Genomic DNA, 20,387 nt, shown 5'->3' on the forward strand with positions numbered 1-20,387 from the left:
CCCAGCTGGGCTGCCGCCACCGGCGTCTCCGTTGTGCGCTCGCGGGCGGACCGGCTCAGATGCCGAGCCCCTTGGCGGCCATCACGGCCTTGAAGATGGTCTTCACCAGGTCGAGCAGGAGCTGGACGAACTCCTTGTTGCGGAAGACGTTGATGAGGGCGGTGACCAGGGCGACAGCGGCGACCGTGCCCACCGCGTACTCGGCGGTGGCCATCCCCCGCTGGTCGTGGCGACGTCGCGCGAGGGCCCGCAGGCCCCGACGACGGGCCGGGCCCTCGGAGACGAGGAGGTCGGTGGTCGGGTCGGTCATGGTGATGTCGGAGGTGGTGGTCTCGGACATGGGCTTTCCCCTTTCGTGCGCCCGTCCCCCTGCGGTCCGGGCTCGCTCGGAGGGTGGGACGGAGGCGGGGGCCTGCGGCTGCTTCGGTGGTCCGCTGTGGACGGTTGATCCGGGGAGATCCGGGCTGTGGACGAATCGGTGTGCGGGCGGGGCGAGCCGGCCCGCGACCCACCGCGTACGGCCCAGTCAGCCCAGCAGTCGTGGCAGGGTGCCGGCGACCACCGGGACGATGCCGACCAGCAGGAACGCCGGTAGGTAACAGCCCATCAGCGGCAGCACGCTGCGGACTCCGACCGTCCGCGCCGCCTCGACGATCGCCCCGTGGCGTTCCTTGCGGGCGCGCTCGGCGTGGCGGCGCAGCAGGTCGACCAGGGTCGATCCGCTCTGCACCGACCGGGCGAGGTCGCGGGCCACCAGCGTCCACACCGGGTCGTCGGCCAACCGCAGCCAGGCATGTCCTTCGCTGTCGCCGATGGCGATCTGTGCCAGCACACCACCGACGTCGTCGGCCAGCGGGCCACCGTACGCGCCGGCGACCGCCGCTGCCGCACCCCGCACCGGCAGGCCGGCGGCCAGGCAGGAGGCCATCAGTTCCAGTGCGCCGGGCAGGTCAGCCGCGAGTCGCCGTCGGCGGCGCACGGTGGCCGGGGAGACGATCCGCCCGCTCACCAGATAGCCGGCCGCGGCGCTGGCGCCGACCAACAGCGGTGCCAGCAATCCGCCACCGGGCGCCAGGCCGAGCACCACCACCCCGGCGAGGCCGCCGGCGGTCATGGCGATCCGGGCCCGGGTCTCGGTGGCCGGGGCCCCGGGCACCGGACGGGCGAAGCCTTCCCAGCGGGCCAGCCACCACGGACGGCCGGCGCCGGTCCGCAGGCGACGGGGACCACCGGGCGGCTCCGGCAGCACCAGTCCCACCGCGGCGGCCAGCAGGGCGGCGACCAGCAGGGCGGTCGGATCCTCGGGCACCACCTCAGACCTCCCGTCCCGGCGTCCGCGCCAGCGCCGTGGTCCACAGCGTCCCGACGCTGGCCAACACCACCGCCGTGACCGTGCAGGCCAGCCCCGCCGTGGTGTGCAGCAGGAAGTCCAACGGGCGGCCACCGATCGAGTACCCCAGCCCGATCCCCACCGCGGGCAGCACGGCCATCAACCGGCCGGTGGCCTGGGCCGAGGCGAGCTCGCCGCGGACCAGCCGGGACATCTCCGCCTCCCGCTCCAAGGCGGCCGCCACCTGGTCGAGGGCCGGCCCCATCGGGGCTCCGCAGGCCCGGGACACCTCCCAGGCACGGGCGAGGTCGGCGAGTCCGCCGCAGCCGGGTCCCGCGGCCTGGTGGCGCCAGGTGCGGACCACGTCGTCGCCGACCTGCAGGGCGGCCGCGGCCGGGGCGAGGATCGGACAGTCCTCGGCGACCAGACCGACCGCCCCCTCCGGGGCACGACCCGCCCGGACCTCCGCGGCCACCAGACTGCAGGCCCGGGCGACCTCGGCCTCGGACCGGGCCCGAGCCGCCTCCTGCACCCGTCCCCTCACCAGTGACGTCACCGTCAGGGCCGGCACCAGACCGATCATGACGTACGCCGCCCCCGCCAGTCCGGCGACCACGCCCGCCACCGTGGTGACGAGAAGACCGCCGAGTGCCACCAGCAGGCCGACGCGACGGAACCCGCCCGGTCGCCGCTCCCCCGCCGCTGTCTCCGCCGCGGGGCGCTCCACCAGTCGTGCGACGGATCGGCCGCGCGGAGCTGCAACGAGCAGCGCCACGGCCAGGCCTGCGGCCATCGCCGCCAGGCCCGCGACACTCATCGGATCACCCGTGACAGCAGTTCGTCGGCGGCCGGACCCCGCCGGATCGTGCCGTCCCGGGGGAACGCCAGTGCCTCCCGGACCTGCATGCCGCCCGTCGGGTCGGCGCCGAAGAGGCCGACCTGGGCCACCCTGCGGTGCCCGTCGTGGTCGCGGCGCAGGTGGATCACCGCGTCGAGCGCCGACAGGGCCTGCGTCCGGGTCGCCTCGCGGCCCAGCCCACCGAGCGCGGCGAGCGCCTCCAGCCGGGCCGGGACATCGGCGGCCGAGTTGGCGTGGATCGTCCCGCAGCCGCCTTCGTGACCGGTGTTGAGCGCCGCGAGGAGGTCACAGAGCTCGGCCCCGCGCACCTCGCCGACGACCACCCGGTCCGGCCGCATCCGCAGCGCCTGGCGGACCAGGACGGCCAGCCCGAGGGCCCCGCTGCCTTCGGCGTTCGCCGGCCGTCCTTCGAGGCGTACGCAGTGCGGGTGCGGCGGGTCGAGTTCCCGGGAATCCTCGACGACCACCAGCCGCTGATCCGACGGCACCAGGCCCAGCAGGGTGCCGAGCACGGTGGTCTTTCCGGTACCAGTTCCTCCGGAGACCAGGAAGGCCAGCCGGTGCTCGATGATCCCCTCCAGCAGCGGCACCGCCGCACCGGGCAACGCGCCACGGTCGACCAGGTCGGCCAGACTGAACCGATGCCTGGCCGGGATCCGCAGAGAAATGCAGGTGCCCGGGTCGGCCACCGACCCCAGCACCGCATGCACCCGGGTCCCGTCGGGCAACCGCGCGTCCACGTACGGTGCAGCGTCATCGAGGCGGCGCCCCACCCGGGCGGCCAGTCGCAGCGCGAGCCGGCGGACCTCCTCCTCCGCCCCGAAGGTCAGCGGCATCCGCTCCAGGCCGTGGCCGCGGTCGATCCACACCTGGTCGGGGCCGTTGACGAGGACGTCGGTGACGCCGGGCAACCCGAGCAGCGGGTCGAGGACCCCGGCACCGTACGACTCGCGGTGCAGCCGCTCGACCGCGTCGTAGAGCAGCGCGTCGGTGACCACCAGGCCCTCGGCCCGCATGGCCGCCGCGACGTCCTCGGTGGTCGGCGGGTGGCCCAGCCCGGCGAGTGCCGGGCGGAGCCGGTCGAGGTCCACCAGGCCGCTCATCGCGCTCCGTCCGGCCGACGGGAGACCCGTCGCTGCGGTCCGAAGGCATCGACGCTGGCGAGCAGCTCACCGCAGGCGGCCACCCACTCGCGGCGGGCCACCCGCCAAGGCGGGTCGCCACGTTCCGCGGCGACCGGCAGCCTGGCGTCGTGCGGCAGCAGGCCGATGACCGGGAAGCCGAGGGTCTGCGCCACCATCTCCCGATCCGCTCCCCGGACAGGGCCGCCACCGCCGCGGCGGGCCGCGATCATCGGGTCCAGCCCGTCTCCGACGCAGTGCAGCGCGACCTGGCGGGCCGACGCCAACTGCCGGACGCCCGGCCCCGCCACCACCACGACCGACCCGGCCCGGGCCAGGTGCCGGTCCCACGGCGCCCGCCGCGAGACGTCGAGCACCACGAGGTCGTACGTCGCCCGGGCTGCGGCGAGGACGCTGTCGACGGCCTGGTCGTCGGGGAGCCGGTCCTCCGGCGTCCGACCCATGGTGATGATGTCGACGCCGTCGCCGCCGGGCAGCCGCCCGGCCAGTGACCCGACGCCACCATGGGCGCGGGCCAGGTCGTCCCACCGCCAGCCCGGGGAGCGCTCGGCGCCCAGCAGCAGGTCGATCCCGCCGGCCCAGGGGTCGAGGTCGACGAGCACCGGACGGCGTCCGTCGAGTGCCGCCGCGCCGGCCAGGCCCGCAGCGGTGGTGGAGGCTCCGGCGCCGCCGCCACCGGAGACCACGGCGAGGGTGCGGGCACCTTCGCGGGGCGGCGGCCCGCCGAGCACCCGGCCGAGCACCGGGGTGTCCCGCGGCACGACGACCAGGCTCGCCCCCAACGGCCCGGACCACCGGCACAGTTCGTCGGCGTCGGTCTCGGCACCGAGCAAGTGGACGCCGTCGCGGGCGGGCAATCCCAGCTCGGCCACGGCCGGGGCCGCATCGACGGCGATCAGCACGGCGTCGGCGGCGCTCCACCGGGCCGGCAGCTGGGCGGCCGGGAGCGCCAGCGGTGGTGGCGTGGTGAGCGCAGCCGTGACGGATTCGACCGCCCGCAGCAGGTCGGTCCGCGCTCCGACCAGCACGCTCGTCGCCGTCGGGAGGGCCCGGGACGGCGACGGCAGGCGCTGGCCCGGGGGTGGACCGGACGGAGAGGTCCGGGGGATCGGACCGCGACCGGTCCCGGGGGCCGTGGCACGGACACGACGAGGCAGCAGATCCATGTCCGGAGGGTGGGCCGGCGGGCCTCCCGGACGGGCCTGCGGCGGCGGATCTGTGGATGACCGGATCCGGACGCCCCGCCTGTGGACAACCCCTGCCGGGCAGCCGGGAGGCTCGCCGCCACCGGCCAGGTGAGGCCAATCACAGCCGAAACCTTCCCCGACCACCGGGCCTACTGGTATGAATTGACCAAGGTTCACACCCCACACAGCAGCCAGGCACCCACGTATCGATCGACCGTCTTCGAGGGCGTAGCAGTCGGCTCCCCGCCGATGGGCACGACACGGCAGTGCGCCTGATCACCTGGTCTGAGGTGTCCTGTGGGACCCGCCCCCGGGCGGGTCCCACAGCACGTTCCGGGGTGATCGCAGGCCTCCCCCGTACAGTGGGCGCATGCCTTCCCCCCGCACCCACCACCCGGCGGCGGCCATGTCGTGGCTGCTGCCGGATGCCGGTTCCCGGGTCCTCGATCTCTGCACCGGGAAGGGCGCCTTCACGGCGGACCTCGTCCGGTGCGGGCACCGGGTGTTCGGCATCTCCGTCGATCCCCGGGTCGCCCAGCTGGTGTCCGGGCGGGCCGAGGGCGCAACAGTCGTCCGGGCGACCGCCGACCAGCTCCCCTTCCGGCCGCATTGGTTCGACGTCGTGACGATCGCCGGCCAACGGGCCCGGACGACCGCTGTCCTTCCCGAAGCGGTCCGAGTGCTGCGCCCCGGCGGCCACCTGGGCGTGCTGCGGACCACCCGGGACGACACCGTGCCATGGGTCCGCCGACTGGCGCGACTGTTGCAGGCGTACGACCCGACGGCGATGACCACCACGGTGTCCGGGCCCTCCGAGGAGGAGATCCTCTCCGGCGGCTGGTTCGTCACGGCGGAGTCCCGGTCGTTCCGGCATTGGGTGCCGGTCGACCGGGCCGGTCTGCTGGCGATGGTCGAGGCGCGGCCGCGGGTGCGGCAGTTGGCGGCACACGACCGGGCGGCCCTGCTGGGCGACGTCGGCGGCCTGTTCGACGACATCGCCCGCGGGCACGAACTGATGCTCCCCTACCGGGTGGAGTGCCGGAAGGCCTGGCCCGACCCCGAGCGGCAGGCGCAGGAGCCGTCGATCACCGTCGGCATCCACCTGCGCTGGTGAGGCGCCGCCTCAGATCCCGGGCGACGGCTCGTCGGTGATCCCGCGGCGCGGCAACTGGGGGTCGACCGCGCCGAAGGCGTCCGCCGGGACGGGCTCGAGTCGTACGTCCAGGGGTCGTACGTCCTGCTGGAGTCGTACGGCCGGGGTGCGCTCGCCCGGTGGGGACAGGAACGGCCGGTCCGCCACCACGGGGACAGGCACCGGCGCGGGAGCGGGTGGCGGCACCGGCGCCGCCGGGCCCGCCTCCTTCCGGCGCCGGCGCCGCGGAGTCTCCTCCTGCTGGACCCGGCGGGCCAGCCGGCTCTCGCGGCGGAGCTCCCGGGTCTCCCCGACCCGCTCGACCATCGTGTAGAGCACGGGCACCAGGATCAGGGTGAGCAGTGTGGAGGAGACCAGGCCACCGATCACGACGATCGCCAACGGCTTGGAGATGAACACCCCGCCCCCGCTGAGGCCGAGCCCCATCGGCGCCATCGCGAGGATCGTCGCGAGCGCCGTCATCACGATCGGGCGCAACCGGTGCCGGGCCCCCTCGCGGACCGCGTCGTCGATCGCCCGGCCACGGTCCCGGTACTGGTTGATCAGGTCGATCAGCACGATGGCGTTGGTGACCACGATGCCGACCAGCATCAGCGCGCCGATCATCGACGGCACGCCGAGCGGGGTATTGGTCAGCACCAGGGCGGCGACCGCACCGATCGCCGCGAAGGGGATGGACACCAGCAGGATCAGTGGCTGGACGAGCGACTTGAAGGTCGCGACCATCACCACGTACACGATGGCGACCGCCACCAGCAGGGCGAGGCCGAGCTGGGTGAACGCCTTCTGCTGGTCGGCGCTGACACCGCCGACGACGACGGAGGCACCCGCGGGCAGGCTCACCGTGTCGATCCTCGCGGTGACCGCCCGGGTGACGGCGCCGAGGTCGGTGCCGGCCGGGGTCACCGACACCGTCGCGCTGCGCTGGCCCTGATCGCGGGCGATGGAGGTCGCCACGTCGGCCCGGCGTACGTCCGCGACGTCGCGCAGGCGCACCGTGCTCGGTCCGGCCGTCGGTGTGGTCACCGCCGTGCCGCCTGCGCCGGTGGCCCCGGTGGCCCCGGTGGTCGGCGTGGCGCCGGTCGCACCGGTCGTACCGGGGGTTCCGGGGATTCCGGGGGTTCCGGCGGCGGGCGGGGTCGCCGCGACGGGCGGCGCGACCGGCGCCTTGACGGTGGCGGGGACCTCCAGGTTGCGCAGCGCCTCGAGACCCACGGGGGCGTCGCGCAAGCTGATCATCACGTCCTTGGTGACCCCGTCGCTCTCCACCTGGGCGACCTGCTGGGACGCCAGGGCGGCCTTGACGGTCGCCGTGACGGTCTGCTCGTCGACGCCTCGCTCGGCCGCCTTCGTACGATCCAGGTCCACTACGATGGTGGGCCGATCCGCGGCGAGGGTGTCGGTGACCCCGGCAGATCCTTGGACGCTGGTGAGCGCCGCATGGACGGCGGTGGTGGCCGCCCGCAGCCGCTCGGTGTCGGGGGCGGAGACCTTGACGTCGATGGTGCTGGCACCGTAGCCGGCCTGTGCGGCGACCGCGACGTCCCCGACGTCCGTCAGCGGGGCGACCGCGTCGCGGACCCGCTGCTGAAGCGCCTTCTGGTCGGCCGCGGCGTCGGTGGTCAGCGAGAAGGTCGCCTGGTCGGCGCCGCCACCGGTGAACATCGCCTCTGCCCCGGCACCGCCGATCGTGGTCTGCACCGTCTCGACGCCGGCGACACCGCGCAGGGCGTCCTCGACCGTACGGGCCTGGCGGTCCTGCTCGGCCAGGGACAGTGCCGGCCGGAACTTCTGCGTCACCGTCAGGGTGTTCTGGCCGGTGTCACCGAGGAAATCGGTCTGCAGCCGGGGCACCATGGCGCCGGAGAGCCCGAGCAGGACGACCGCGATGAGCACGGTGACCACGGGGTGGCGGGTCGCTGCCGTCAGTGTGGGCAGGTAGAGCCGCTGCATCGGCGTACGCCGCGGCCGGCCGGAAGCGTCCTCCAGGGCGGTGACATGGCTGCGGGAGCGCTCCGGCAGGAACCAGTACGCCAGCACCGGCACGATGGTCAGCGCCACCAGCAAGGAGGCCAGCAGCGCGAGCGAGCTGGTGATGGCGAACGGACGGAACAGTTCGCCGACCTGCCCGCCGACCAGCGCCAGCGGCAGGAAGACCGCGACCGTGGTGAGCGTCGAGGCGGTGATCGCCGTGGCGACCTCGAGGACGCCGGCGAGCACGGCGTCGGTGCGGCGTTGTCCCTCACCCAGATGGCGTTGGATGTTCTCGATCACGACGATCGAGTCGTCGACCACCCGGCCGATGGCCATCGTCAGCGCGCCGAGGGTGAGCATGTTCAGCGAGTAGCCGGCCGATCCCATCCCGATCAGCGCCATCAGCACCGACACCGGGATCGACACCGCGGTGACCAACGTCGGCCGGATCGACGCGAGGAACAGCAGGATGACGACGATCGCCATCAACAGGCCCAGGCCACCCTCGACGAGCAGGTTGTGGATCGACTCGGAGATGAACGGCGCCTGGTCGAACACCACGGTGGTGTGCGCGCCGTGCCCGAGGGCGGCGTCCAGCCCGGTGAGCTTGTCGCGGATCTGGCCGGAGATGGCGACGCTGTTGCCCTCCGGGGTCTTGGTGACCGACAGCGACAGGCTCTCCCGGCCGTTCGTACGGGCCAGGGAGGTGGCGGGTGCCTCGCGGTCGCTGACCGTGGCAACCTGGTCGACGCGTACGGCCGCCCCGGTCGCGCTGGTCATGGTGACCGCGGCGACGTCGGACGCGCTCGCGTACCGCGCCCCCACCGTGACGGTGAGGTCCTGGGTGCCGTCCTGCAGCGACCCGGCGGCGGCCGGCGCGCCGGCGGTCCCGATCGCCCGCTGCAACTGGGCGACGGTGACGCCCTTGTCCGACAGCTTCGTGTCGTCGACCGCGACGAGCACCTGCGGGATCGGGGCGCCGGCGACACTCACCGCACGGACCCCGTCGACCTTCTCCAGCTCGGGAACGACGAGCGTACGGACCCGTTCGGCCAGCTGCCCGGCGGTGGTGTCGTCGGCGACGGCGAGCTGGATCACCGGGACGTCGTCGACGCTGCCGGTGAAGACCTGGGTGGTGACCCCGTCGGGGAGCATGCCTTCGATCCGCGAGATCGCCGCCTTCGCGTCCTGCTGGACCGACGACATGTCGGACCCGTAGCGCATCTGCAGGGTCACCGTGGCGGAACCGGCGGTGGACACCGAGGAACTCGTGTCGAGCCCCTGCAGGGAGGCGACGGCCTGTTCGATCGGGATCGTCACCCGCTGTTCGACCACCTCGGGGGACGCGCCCGGGTAGGAGGCGTAGACGACGGCGACCGGCACCGAGATCCGCGGGATCAGTTCCTGGCGCAGCGAGGTGGTGCTGACGACTCCGAAGATCAGGACGAAGACGGTGACCAGGGCGACCAATGCCCTGTTCCGCATGCTCAACCCGGCCAATCGGCCCATGTGCTGCCCCTTCCGTGACCGCGGCCATTCTCCCAGAACGCGCGAACCGGGCTGCAGAGGCACTACGCTCATGGACCAGAGGACGCCGAGGACCGGCGCCCCGCCGCCCACCCTCGGAGTCATCGGGCCCGACGGCGGGTCGGCCGGTGCCCTCGATCCGCCGCCCCGCACCACCCACCCGTCCGCCGCAGCAAACCAGGAGTTACCCGCCATGGCCGAACAGATCAGTGACCTCCTGAAGAACATCACCGACGATGTGAAGACCATCGTGAAGGGCGAGATCGACCTCGCCAAGGCGGAGATGATGCCGAAGGCGAAGAACCTGGGCATCGGCGGGGGCCTGTTCGCTGCGGCCGGTGTGATGGCGGTCTTCGCCCTGACCCACCTGATGACCGCCGCCGGCTTCGGCCTCGCGGTGGCCTACTCCCGCGGGGAGTTCTCCGCCGGGCCGGCCTGGGGCTTCCTGACCATCGGCGGCGCCTTCCTGGTGCTGGCCGCGATCAGCGCGTTGATCGGGCTGGGCCGGGTGAAGAAGGCGACCCGCGGCGGCATGGCGCCGACCGGGGCGATCGACCAGGCGACGGCGACCGTCGAGGGGGCCAAGGCCGCGCTCGTCCGGGGCAAGGACCAGGCCGAGGCGGACGCGGCGGCCCGCAAGGCGCAGAAGTCAGTCGAGTCCTGGGCCGGGGCCGACACCCTCTGATCTGCACGAGCTGACCGGCGCGGGACTCCAGGCGGTCAGTGACCCGGGTTGTGGTCCCGGCCGAAGCGCGGCGGCACCGGGCGGACCCGATCGTGGTCCCATGGCACCGTCCACCCCGCGAGGTCGATGATCGCGTCCACCAGGTGCGCGGTCAGCCCCCAGATGAACAGGTCGTCGACCAGGAACGCCGGCCCCTGCCGTCCACCGGGATAGCGCACCGTGGCCCGGTTGGCCGGGTCGACCAGTCGACGCACCTCGACCTGGTGCAGCGCGGCGATCTCGCCGGGGTCGTTGACCGCCACCGGGTGCGGCGTGTGCCACCAGGCCACCACGGTCGCGACGTCGAAACCGCTGACCGCCACATGGGCGGTGGGCAGCACCCCGAGCACCCGGAACGAGTCGGGGCGTACGGCGGCCTCCTCCCCCGCCTCGCGCTGCGCGGTGCCGACCGGGCCCTCGTCCCCCTCCGACCAGGAGCCGCCGGGGAAAGCGATCTGGCCGGCGTGGCGCCGCAGGTGCGCCGCCTTCTCGACGAACAGCAGCCGCGCGGACGGCGGACGGGTGTCGAACAACGCGAGCACCGCGGCCCGACGCCCGCCCCGCGCGACGCGGTCGACCAGCACCCGCTGCTGGGTCTCGGGCTCGCGCAGCTTCACCCGGAGCGTACGCAGCAGCGAGGGGATCGGCCGCTGAGCGGCGGGCCGCTCGTCCAGCTCGACGTCGCGCTCGCCGAGGTCGCGCGGGTAGCCGGTGAGCGGCCGGGGACGTTCCGGACTGTCTGACGCATCATCGAGGAAATCCGGTCCCTCGACGTCGGGAATCTGCTCCGGCATGACCGCCACTGTACGCACCACCCGTGACCGGCCGAAGCAGTCCCGGACCGCTGATCGATCCCCTGCCTACCCGCTGATCGATCCCTGTCTACTCGCTGATCGATCCCTGTCTACTCGCCGATCCCGAGGTGGTCGTGCAGCAGCCCGCGCAGCTGGTCGGCCGAGGTGAGCGCACCCGCGTGGCGATACACGATCCGGCCGTCGGCGTCGACGAGCAGCGTCTGCGGGATCCCCGCCACCCCGAGCCGACCGGCGAACGTACGCTCCGGGTCCGCCACCTGGGCGTACGTCCAGCCCTGGGCCCCGGCGAACTCCAGCGCGGCGGCCGGATCAGGATCCGCCACGTCGACCCCGACGAACCGTACGCTCGCCCCGGTCTGCCGCGACACCTCGGCCAGGTACGGCGCCTCGGTGCGACATGGTCCGCACCAGGTGGCCCACAGGTTGACCACCATCGGGGTGCCCCGCAGCGCCGAGAGGTCCACCGGCCCGGACCCGTCGAGGCACGGGGTGGCGACGGCGGGCAGGCCGTCCGCGGCAGCGCCCTTCACGACGCCGTCCCCCGCAGCACCATTCGCAGCACCACCGCCCGCCGCGCCGCCACTCGCCGCACCGTCCGCGGCAGGTCGGGGCGTCGTCGGGCAGGCGGCGATGCCGAGCGCCTGGCGCTTCCCGGCGAGGTCGGGACCTGGGGTCGCCGATCCGGCGCCGGTCGGTGCGCCGGTCGAGGACGACGCGACCGGCTGCACCGGCTGAGTGGTCGCACACCCGGCGATCAGCAGCAGACATCCCGCAAGGACCGCCGGCAGCACCCGTCGACGGATCCCTCTCATCGGCGCGGCTCCCGGACCAGCGCTGCCGCCTTCACCGGGTCGGTCTCCCCCTCGCCGTATGACGGGCACAGTGCGGCCACCGGGCAGGCACCACATGCAGGGCGACGGGCATGACAGCGACGCCGACCGTGCCAGATCAGGTGGTGGCACAACATCACCCAGTCGGCCGGAGGGAACAGCGCGCCGACCTCGGCCTCGACCTTGTCCGGATCGGTCTGGGTGGTCCATCCGAAGCGGCGGGCGAGCCGGCCGAAGTGGGTGTCCACGGTGATCCCCGGGATGCCGAAGGCGTTGCCGAGCACCACGTTGGCGGTCTTCCGGCCCACTCCGGGCAGGGTGACCAGGCCCGGCAACGTACGCGGCACCTCACCACCGAAGTCGTCCAGCAGCTGGCGGCCGAGCCGCAGCAGTGCCTCCGACTTGGCCCGGTAGAAGCCGAGCGGGCGCAGCGTGTCCTCCAGCTCCGTACGATCGGCGCCGGCCAGCGCGGCCGGATCGGGCCAGCGACGGAACAGCTCGGGCGTGACGGCGTTGACCCGTACGTCGGTGGTCTGTGCGGACAGGATGGTCGCCACCAGCAGTTGCCACGGCGAGCCGAAGTCCAGTTCGGCCCGGGCGTCGGGGTAGGTCTCGGCCAGGATCCGGTCGATCCGGCGGGCACGGCGGATCAACGCCGTCCTGGTCTCCCGCCCCTGGCGGGCGTCGCGCGCCGTCACCCCTGCAGGGTAGCCGTCCCCGGCAGCGGCGAGGTCCACGTTCGCGTTGCGCCTGATGTGGCAGACGCCTCGTCCGGTGCGACAGCCTCACACGAAGCGGCTAGTCTAGGGGCGGTAATCCCATGGCCAGCGCAGGAGGAAAAGTGGATCCGGACGTGCTCAAGCAGGCACCCCTCTTCCGGGGGCTGGACCGTGAGGCGACCAATGCTCTGGTGCACTCGATGTCCAGCATCCGCCTCAGCCGCGGGGCCGTCCTGTTCCACGAGGGCGACAGCGGCAACCAGCTCTACATCGTCGTGTCGGGCAAGCTCAAGTTGGGCCGCACCGGCGCGACCGGCCGGGAGAACCTGATGGAGGTGCTCGGCCCCGGGCAGATGTTCGGCGAGCTGTCGGTCTTCGATCCGGGCCCGCGCTCGACGACCGCGACCGCGGTCACCGCCGCGGAGCTGCGCTGCCTGGAGCACGACGACCTGGTCAAGTGGCTGAAGGACTACCCGCAGGTCGCGCAGAGCATCATGGCCCAGCTCGCCCGTCGGCTGCGCCATGCCAACGACTCGGTCAGCGACCTGGTCTTCTCCGACGTGCCCGGTCGTGTCGCGAAGGCCCTGGTGGACCTGTCCGGCCGGTTCGGCGAGCAGCGGGCCGAGGGCATCCTGGTGCACCACGACCTGACCCAGGAGGAGCTGGCCCAGCTGGTCGGCGCCTCCCGCGAGACGGTGAACAAGGCGCTGGCCGACTTCGCCGCCCGGGGCTGGATCCGGCTGGAGCCGCGCTCGGTGACCATCCTCGACATGGACCGGGTCTCCCGGCGCGCCCGCTAGTCTGACGCCATGACCAAGTGGGAGTACGTGACCGTCCCGGTGCTGACGCACGCCACCAAGCAGATCCTCGACAACTGGGGCATCGACGGCTGGGAGCTGGTGCAGGTCGTCCCGGGCCCGAACCCGGAGAACCTGGTCGCCTATCTCAAGCGCCCGCTCCAGGACGCGGAGTGACCCCGACCAGCAGGCTGGCCGAGCTCGGGCTCGCCCTGCCCACCGTTGCGGCCCCGGTCGGGGCGTACGTCCCCGCCCTGCGCGAGGGCTCGCGGGTGACCACCTCGGGCCAGCTGCCGCTGGTCGCCGGCGCCCTGCCGCTCACCGGCAAGCTCGGTGCCGAGGTCAGCCCGGAGCAGGGCCAGGACCTGGCCCGGACCGCCGCCCTCAACGCGTTGGCCGCCGCGGCCGACGCCGCCGGCGGTCTGGACGCGATCGCCGGGATCTCCCGGGTCTGCGTGTACGTCGCCAGCGACCCCGGTTTCACCGCCCAGGCTGCCGTGGCGAACGGGGCGAGCGAGTTGCTCGGCGCCGTGTTCGGCACGGCCGGTCGGCACGTCCGCAGTGCCGTCGGCGTGGCCGTGCTGCCGCTGGACGCCCCGGTCGAGGTCGAACTCACCGTCACCCTCGCCTGACACGACCGCTGACACGACCGCGCCCGTCGCGGCGCGAGGAGGATCAATCATCGTGACCGAGCCCCAGCGGATCCTGGTGCCCAACCCCGGCGCGATGACGCTGGAGGGCACCAACACCTGGATCCTTCCCGGCCGTGACGGCACCCCGGCGGTGGTGATCGACCCGGGCCCTGCCGACTTCGGTCATCTCGACCGGGTCCGCAAGGCCTGCCCGGACGGGATCTCCGAGATCTGGATCACCCACGGGCACGCCGACCATGTCGGCGGCGCGATGTGGCTGGCCGAATGGACCGGCTGCCCGATCCGGGCGTACGACCCCACGATCGCGATGACCGATCCGCTGCGCGACGGCGAACGCGGCCAGGTCGGCGGGAGCGCGGTGATCTGCGTGACCCTGCCCGGGCACACCCGTGACTCGATCGGCTTCATCGTCTTCCTCGACGACGGTGCCGTGATGTTCTGCGGCGACACCATCCTGGGCCGCGGCACCACCCAGATCACCTGGCCGGACGGCAACCTCGCGCTCTACCTCGCCACCCTGGACAAGATGGAGCGCCTCACCGAGCTCTACGGGATCCGGCGCCTGATGCCGGGCCACGGCCCGATCGTCACCGACCCGCTGGCCCGGATCCGCTCCTACCGTGCGCACCGCCAGCAGCGGCTGGACCAGATCCGGGTCGCCTACCAGGCCGGCCACACGTCGGTGCCGTCCCTGGTCGATGCGGTGTACGGCGACCTGGTCGGACCGACCCACCAGGCGGCCGCCCTCACCGTCAAGGCACAGCTGGACGGATCGTCGCCGTGGCCGACATCGACCTGGCCGGGGCGAAGGCCGTCGTGAGCCATCGACTGCGCTGAGTGGTTGAAGCAGAGTGGTTGAACCTGCTGTGGTGAACGTGCTCGGGATCAGCTCGCGAGCGGCGTGGGGCGCCGTACGCCGCGGGACCCGTGCCCCGCGGCTCGTCCGATCAGACCGCCGCAGCGGCCCTCCGGGGCGCTGCATGGTGCGTGGCACCAGGGATCTTCCCGTCGTGTGCCCGCAGGATGTCGGCCCATTCCCTGATCTCAGGGTTCTCGCGGAGGATCTTGCGGCGCTCGCGCTCGGTCAGCCCACCCCACATCCCCCAGTTGATCCGGTTGTCCAAGGCTTCTGCCAGGCATTCGACCCGTACTAGGCAGCCCATACAGATTCCCCGTGCTTTGCGCTGGGCAGCCCCCTCGGCGAAGAGCTCGTCGAAACGGCCTCCGCAATTCGCGTGTACTGCCCAGTCCTCACCGACAAGTGCGGTCACGATGACCCCCGCCTTTCGATCCGTCGTTGGAGCGGTGCGGCTCATTGTTCGTCCGGGGCTCCCCCGAGTCCCGATGTCCGCCACCCTTCCGATCGGTCCCCGTGACGTACGGCGCCTGTTTGCCGTCCGCCCGGTGGAGTGGACCAATCACCCAGGTGGTGTTACCCGGTCATCGTAGCCTGAAGCTGATCGGCGGTGCACCCTTGCCCACGCGGCGTACCCTGCCCCCCGCAAGAGAGGCTCGTCACGTTCCCGCCCTGACGCGTGTCGTCCGGGGTGCCCGTCGGCTCCCGCGTCGCCGCGTCGCCCGGGCGCGGGTCATTGGGTCGGATCCTCACGTCACGTAGGCTCGGGATCGTGTCGGAAGATCCTCGTCCCGGTAGCAGCACTCAGGCGGTCCTCACCCTTCTGGTCGTGAGCGTCCTGATCGGCGTGCTCGCGGCCGGGTTCGTCATGCCCGCGGTCGGTGTCGCGACGTCGACGCTGAAGGCGGCCGCGACCGGGCTGGAGGAGGTCCCGGCCAATCTCGAGACCCCGCCTCAGGCCGAGCGGTCCACCCTGCTGATGGCGGACGGCACCACGCTGGCCACCTTCTACGACGAGAACCGCGTCTACGTCCCGTTGTCGGAGATCGCCCCGGTGATGCGCCAGGCGCAGCTGGACATCGAGGACCACCGGTTCTACGAGCACGGTGCCCTCGACGTCAAGGGCACCCTGCGCGCGCTGCTCCGCAACAGCGCCGGCGGGTCCACCCAGGGTGGCTCCTCGATCACCCAGCAGTACGTCAAGCAGGTGCAGATCGAGGCGGCACGGGCCAACGGCGACGAGGAGGGCGTCAAGCAGGCGCAGGAGAAGTCGTACGGTCGCAAGATCCAGGAGCTGCGCTACGCGATCGCCCTGGAGAAGCGGCTGTCGAAGGACCAGATCCTGGAGCGCTACCTCAACATCGCCTACTACGGCGACGGGGCGTACGGCGTGGAGGCGGCCGCCCGCCACTTCTTCAACAAGTCGGCGAAGGACCTCACCCTGGTCGAGGCGGCCATGCTCGCCGGTCAGGTGCAGAGCCCCGACGCCTACAACCCGCGGCTGCACCCGCAGGCCGCTCTGGAGCGCCGCAACACCGTGCTGGACCGGATGGCCGAACTCGATCCGAGCCTGAAGGAGCAGGTCGACCAGGCGAAGGCGACCACCTTCGACGCGTCGCAGGTCAGCGCGATCCGCAACGGCTGTTCCTCCAGCCCGTACCCGTTCGTCTGCGAGTACGCCCGCCACGAGTTGCTGGACTCCCCCGCCCTCGGTGAGACGGTCGAGGACCGCCAGCGGATGCTCAACCGCGGCGGCCTGACGATCCGCACCACCATCGACCCGGGGGTGCAGGAAGCGACCCAGCGGTCGGTCTCCAGTGTGGTGGCCGACCGGGACCCGGCCCTCGGCACGATGGTGATGATCAAGCCGGGCACCGGCGAGATCCAGGCGATGGGCCAGAGCCGCCCGGCGATGGGCAACGGGAGTGGCGAGACCTTCTACAACTACAACGCCACCCAGGCGATGGGCGGCGCCGAGGGGTACCAGGCGGGCTCGACTTTCAAGATCTTCACCCTCGCGGCGGCGATCGAGAAGGGCATCCCGATCGACAAGACCTATCCGGCCAGTTCGCCGATGAGCTTCCGGGGGACCACCTTCAGCTCCTGCACCGGGCCGTTCGTCCTGCGTGAGCCGTGGACGGTGTCGAACTCGACCCGGTCGGCTCCGTCGATGGACCTGCAGACGGCCACCGACTGGTCGGTGAACACCTACTTCGTCCAGCTGATCCGCGACGCCGGCATCTGCAACGCCACGAAGATGGCCCAGAAGGTCGGCGTACAGATGGCCACCGGCGGCGACATCGTCCAGCTGATGAACCGCAATCCGTCGTTCGTGCTGGGCGTCGCGGAGGTCGCACCGGTCTCGATGGCCGAGGCGATGGCCACCTTCGCCTCCGGCGGGATCCACTGCGACGCGATCATCATCGGCTCGATGACCACCGCCGACGGCAAGCCGCTGGCCACCCCGAGCGCGAACTGCCAGCGCACCGTCGACGCGGGCGTCGCGGCCGCCGTCAACAAGGTGCTCACCGGGGTGTCGGCCAACGGCACCGGCAAGCCGGCCCGGGTCGACGGATTCCCGGACCAGGCGGGCAAGACCGGCACCACCGACAGCAACCAGGCGGTGTGGTTCGTCGGCTACACCCCGGAGCTGGCCGGCGCCTCCATGGTCGCCATCGACAAGACCAACCCGTACTGGAACAACCACAACAAGACTCTGAAGGGCATCCGCCTGCCGGTCTCCGGCACCGTGCTGACCGGCTCCGGCTCGGGCGACGCCGGCCGGATCTTCAAGTCCGCGATGACCGCCGGGCTGCAGGGCAAACCGAAGACCCCGTTCGGCCAGGTCAAGCCGGAGTTCGAGCCCGGCCAGCTGGTCGCCCTTCCCCAGGGTGTCAACCAGATGACCCCGGACGACGCCCGCAAGGCCCTCGAGGCCGCCGGTTTCCAAGTGGACCAGACCTACCTCTACAACTCGGCGCCGTACGGCACCTTCCTCGGCGTCACGCCGACCGATCAGGCGCCCCAGTCGTCCACGGTCTACCTGACCTTCTCCGCCGGGCCCGCACCGCAGGGCGACAACCAGACGACAGACCCCTCCACCACACCGGCCCCGACTCCGACCGGAGGCAACTGAGATGGCCGGAGGCCGCGCCGTGGGGCGTACGATCCTCGGCGCCGCGGGCCTGGCGGCCGGCTGCGTGGCGTACGGTCACTTCGTCGAACTGAGCGCGTTCCGGCTGCGACGTTTCCGGGTGCCGCTGCTGGCGCCCGGGAGCGCCCCGGTGCGGATCCTGCACCTGTCCGACATCCATCTGCTCCCGGCGCACGGCAAGAAGCAGACCTGGATCTCGCTGCTCGCCGGACTGGAACCCGACCTGGTGGTGAGCACCGGCGACAGCCTGTCCTCGGACTCCGCACTGGACCACCTCGAAGGGGCGCTGGGGCGGCTGCTGGACGCGCCGGGCGTGTTCGTCTTCGGCTCCAACGACTACTACCGCCCGACCATGAAGAATCCCCTCGACTACATCGTCAAGGGACCCAGCTCGTCAGACGTACGCGACCGCGCGATGCTGGACACCGAGGCACTGCGGGGCCTGTTCACCGACCGCGGCTGGCTGGACCTCAACAACGCCGCCGGGAGTCTCGAGGTGCAGGGTCACCGCATCGAGTTCCGTGGCACCGACGATCCCCACATCCGCCGCGACGACTACGCCGCGGTGGCCGGCCCGCCCGACCCGTCAGCGGACCTGCACATCGGGGTGGTGCACGCCCCGTACGCCCGGGTGCTCGACGCGATGACCGCCGACGGGATGGACCTGCTGCTGGCCGGCCACACCCACGGCGGGCAGGTCTGCCTGCCCGGCTACGGGGCGCTGGTGACCAACTGCGACCTCGACCGCGATCGGGTCAAGGGACTGTCCACCCACACCGCCGAGGGACGTACGGCCGCCCTGCACGTGTCCGCCGGGCTGGGCACCTCCCCGTTCGCGCCGTACCGGTTCGCCTGCCGGCCGGAGGCGACGCTGCTCACCCTGCAGCCACGTATGCGTTGACCGCCGACCGCCGACCGGCGGGCCGGCGGGCCGGCGAGGTGACCGTACCCCGCCGCTGGTCCCCGACGGGCCGGTCCGCTTGCTCACCGGAGCCCCCTCGATTTTTCTCCGGCGAGCGGGTGCGCTACAGTTCTCTAGTGCCCGCGAGGGCATGAAGGGCCGCCCGACAGGGCGGACGGGGTGTGGCGCAGCTTGGTAGCGCGCTTCGTTCGGGACGAAGAGGCCGCAGGTTCAAATCCTGTCACCCCGACATTTTTTTGATGTCTCAGGACATCGGAATGGCTCGAACCTACGGTCCGTAGGTTCGGGCCATTCGTTGCTTCTGGGGTCGGTTGATGGGCTGGTAGCGGCGGGTCGGGGTCGAGGGTCAGGTCACGCTGGATTTCCGTGGGCCGATTCGGACGGGCCTTTTCGCACCCTTCTTGGCGACCGATATGGTGTGGTGGCTTGAACCGCGAAGCGCCTAGCCCTGTGACGGACCGACCATGATCCTTGCTCTATCCGACGGCGTCGCTGAAACGCTGGCTGCTTGCGCTCTGCTGGCGGTGTTGGTGTTCGCGGTCACCCGGCCCCACGGTCTGCCCGAAGCGGTCGCCGCAGTTCCGGCCGCAGCGCTCCTCGTGGGCCTCGGCGTCGTCGCCCCAGCGGAAGCGCTGGCACAGGCGGTCAGGATCGCGCCGACCATCGGCTTCCTGGCAGGCGTACTCATGCTGGCCCACCTCGCTCAGGCCGAAGGTGTGTTCGCCGCCGCAGGTGAGCTGATGGCCGCCGGCTCGCGCGGGCGGCCAACGCGTCTGCTGATACTGGTGTTCGCGGTGGCGTCGGTCACCACCGCTGTGCTCAGTCTGGACGCCACCGTGGTGCTGCTGACGCCGGTGGTCTTCGCCACCGCATCACACCTGGGCGCCCGGCCCAAGCCGCATGTCTACGCCACCACCCACCTGGCCAACTCGGCTTCGCTGCTGCTGCCGGTGTCCAACCTCACCAACTTGCTGGCCATGAGCGCGGCCGGACTCAGCTTCACCGCCTTCGCCGGCCTGATGGCGGCCCCGTGGCTCGTCGCGGTGGTGGTGGAGTTCGCGGTCTTCCGTTGGTATTTCGCGGCCGAGCTGTCGGTGGCCGCCACCCCGCGGCCGGCGTCCAAGCGCACCCGGGTGCCGGTGTTCGCCCTGGTCGTCCTGGGCCTCACCCTGGTCGGCTTCGTGGTGAGTTCACCGCTTCATCTGGAGCCGTTCTGGGCGGCTCTGGCCGGTGTCGCCGTGCTGGTGGCCAAGCGCATCGTTGTCCGGGCACAGCCGGTGCGCAACGAACTGCGCTCCCTGCTCACGGCAGCGAACCTGTGGTTCCTGCTGTTCGTGCTGGGCCTGGCCATCGTGGTGCAGGCTGTGGTCGATCACGGTGTGGCCGACCTGATGCGCACCATCCTGCCGGCCGGCCGCGACCTCGGCAGCCTGCTGCTCCTGGCCGGGATGGCGGCGGTGCTGGCGAATCTGGTCAACAACCTGCCGGCGGTGTTGGTGTTGTTGCCCCTGGTGGCTCCGCTCGGCCCGGTCGCCGTGCTTGCCGTGCTCATCGGCGTGAATGTGGGGCCGAATCTCACCTATGTGGGATCGCTGGCCACTCTGTTGTGGCGTCGGATCATGGCCGATCATGATCACGACGCCGAGATCGTCGAGTTCACCACGCTGGGTCTGGCGACGGTGCCACTCAGCCTGTTGTTGTCCACCATCGCGCTCTGGGCGAGCGCCATGCTGACGGGAGTCTGA

The 20,387-nt window shown here is 72.1% G+C and carries 19 protein-coding genes and 1 tRNA gene; 10 read left to right on the forward strand and 10 right to left on the reverse strand.

The features are described from left to right. Positions 1-55 precede the first annotated feature (55 nt). The 5 genes from R0146_RS02005 to ssd all read right to left on the reverse strand — a co-directional run bounded on the left by R0146_RS02005 (position 56) and on the right by ssd (position 4,359). Positions 56-340, reverse strand: coding sequence for a DUF4244 domain-containing protein (locus R0146_RS02005; RefSeq protein ID WP_317691193.1), 285 nt, complete (start codon positions 338-340; stop codon positions 56-58). Positions 341-526: 186 nt separating this feature from the next. After that, positions 527-1,309 carry a type II secretion system F family protein gene (locus R0146_RS02010; RefSeq protein ID WP_317691194.1) on the reverse strand — a complete coding sequence of 261 codons (783 nt, stop codon included), beginning with the start codon at positions 1,307-1,309 and terminating at the stop codon, positions 527-529. 4 nt (positions 1,310-1,313) lie between these two features. Then, positions 1,314-2,147 (reverse strand): hypothetical protein, encoded by an 834-nt coding sequence (locus R0146_RS02015; RefSeq protein WP_317691195.1) that lies wholly within the window; start codon positions 2,145-2,147, stop codon positions 1,314-1,316. Further along, on the reverse strand, positions 2,144-3,292 hold the full coding sequence (locus tag R0146_RS02020; RefSeq protein WP_317691196.1) for a TadA family conjugal transfer-associated ATPase: 1,149 nt from the start codon (positions 3,290-3,292) through the stop codon (positions 2,144-2,146). Before R0146_RS02020 ends, R0146_RS02015 begins: the two co-directional genes overlap by 4 nt. Then, on the reverse strand, positions 3,289-4,359 hold the full coding sequence (gene ssd, locus R0146_RS02025; protein ID WP_317691197.1) for a septum site-determining protein Ssd: 1,071 nt from the start codon (positions 4,357-4,359) through the stop codon (positions 3,289-3,291). The genes R0146_RS02020 and ssd overlap by 4 nt, the downstream gene beginning before the upstream one ends. 529 nt (positions 4,360-4,888) lie before the next feature. On the opposite strand from ssd, the gene R0146_RS02030 reads away from it, so the two are divergent. After that, positions 4,889-5,632 (forward strand): class I SAM-dependent methyltransferase, encoded by a 744-nt coding sequence (locus R0146_RS02030; protein WP_317691198.1) that lies wholly within the window; start codon positions 4,889-4,891, stop codon positions 5,630-5,632. 9 nt (positions 5,633-5,641) lie between these two features. Here the strand turns inward: R0146_RS02030 and R0146_RS02035 are convergent, their stop codons facing one another. Beyond that, the gene (locus tag R0146_RS02035) at positions 5,642-9,154 is read right to left on the reverse strand and encodes an efflux RND transporter permease subunit (protein WP_317691199.1); all 3,513 of its coding nucleotides are present in this window, start codon (positions 9,152-9,154) and stop codon (positions 5,642-5,644) included. A gap of 70 nt (positions 9,155-9,224) precedes the next feature. Here R0146_RS02035 and R0146_RS02040 point away from each other — a divergent pair, with 70 nt between their 5' ends. Then, positions 9,225-9,857, forward strand: a complete 633-nt coding sequence (locus R0146_RS02040; protein WP_317691200.1) for a phage holin family protein — start codon at positions 9,225-9,227, stop codon at positions 9,855-9,857. 35 nt (positions 9,858-9,892) lie between these two features. Here the strand turns inward: R0146_RS02040 and R0146_RS02045 are convergent, their stop codons facing one another. The 3 genes from R0146_RS02045 to nth form a co-directional block, all read right to left on the reverse strand. Then, positions 9,893-10,690, reverse strand: coding sequence for an NUDIX hydrolase (locus R0146_RS02045; protein WP_317691201.1), 798 nt, complete (start codon positions 10,688-10,690; stop codon positions 9,893-9,895). Positions 10,691-10,800: 110 nt separating this feature from the next. Then, positions 10,801-11,523, reverse strand: a complete 723-nt coding sequence (locus R0146_RS02050; RefSeq protein WP_317691202.1) for a TlpA family protein disulfide reductase — start codon at positions 11,521-11,523, stop codon at positions 10,801-10,803. After that, on the reverse strand, positions 11,520-12,239 hold the full coding sequence (gene nth, locus R0146_RS02055; protein ID WP_317691203.1) for an endonuclease III: 720 nt from the start codon (positions 12,237-12,239) through the stop codon (positions 11,520-11,522). Before nth ends, R0146_RS02050 begins: the two co-directional genes overlap by 4 nt. A 122-nt stretch (positions 12,240-12,361) precedes the next feature. On the opposite strand from nth, the gene R0146_RS02060 reads away from it, so the two are divergent. From R0146_RS02060 to R0146_RS02075, 4 genes are read left to right on the forward strand one after another with little or no spacing between them, the layout of a single operon-like run. Beyond that, on the forward strand, positions 12,362-13,060 hold the full coding sequence (locus R0146_RS02060; protein WP_317691204.1) for a Crp/Fnr family transcriptional regulator: 699 nt from the start codon (positions 12,362-12,364) through the stop codon (positions 13,058-13,060). Positions 13,061-13,069: 9 nt separating this feature from the next. Beyond that, on the forward strand, positions 13,070-13,234 hold the full coding sequence (locus R0146_RS02065) for a Sp36 family protein (protein ID WP_317691205.1): 165 nt from the start codon (positions 13,070-13,072) through the stop codon (positions 13,232-13,234). After that, the gene (locus R0146_RS02070; RefSeq protein ID WP_317691206.1) at positions 13,231-13,689 is read left to right on the forward strand and encodes a RidA family protein; all 459 of its coding nucleotides are present in this window, start codon (positions 13,231-13,233) and stop codon (positions 13,687-13,689) included. Before R0146_RS02065 ends, R0146_RS02070 begins: the two co-directional genes overlap by 4 nt. Positions 13,690-13,741: 52 nt before the next feature. Next, positions 13,742-14,530 (forward strand): MBL fold metallo-hydrolase, encoded by a 789-nt coding sequence (locus R0146_RS02075; protein ID WP_317691207.1) that lies wholly within the window; start codon positions 13,742-13,744, stop codon positions 14,528-14,530. A gap of 127 nt (positions 14,531-14,657) precedes the next feature. Here the strand turns inward: R0146_RS02075 and R0146_RS02080 are convergent, their stop codons facing one another. Beyond that, positions 14,658-14,981: a WhiB family transcriptional regulator gene (locus R0146_RS02080; RefSeq protein ID WP_317691208.1), complete on the reverse strand. Its 324-nt coding sequence runs from the start codon at positions 14,979-14,981 to the stop codon at positions 14,658-14,660. Between the two features lie 414 nt (positions 14,982-15,395). Between R0146_RS02080 and R0146_RS02085 the strand changes: the two genes are divergently transcribed. The 4 genes from R0146_RS02085 to R0146_RS02100 all read left to right on the forward strand — a co-directional run bounded on the left by R0146_RS02085 (position 15,396) and on the right by R0146_RS02100 (position 20,387). Continuing rightward, a complete protein-coding gene (locus tag R0146_RS02085; protein ID WP_317691209.1) occupies positions 15,396-17,702 on the forward strand; it encodes a transglycosylase domain-containing protein in 2,307 nt (768 codons plus the stop codon). Between the two features lies 1 nt (position 17,703). Then, a complete protein-coding gene (locus tag R0146_RS02090; RefSeq protein WP_317691210.1) occupies positions 17,704-18,621 on the forward strand; it encodes a metallophosphoesterase in 918 nt (305 codons plus the stop codon). Positions 18,622-18,797: 176 nt separating this feature from the next. Beyond that, positions 18,798-18,871 (forward strand) — tRNA-Pro (locus tag R0146_RS02095). 235 nt (positions 18,872-19,106) lie between these two features. Continuing rightward, entirely contained in the window at positions 19,107-20,387 is a 1,281-nt protein-coding gene (locus R0146_RS02100; RefSeq protein WP_317691211.1) for an SLC13 family permease, read from the forward strand.

This window comes from Raineyella sp. LH-20, from assembly GCF_033110965.1.
Classification (GTDB): Bacteria; Actinomycetota; Actinomycetes; order Propionibacteriales; family Propionibacteriaceae; genus Raineyella.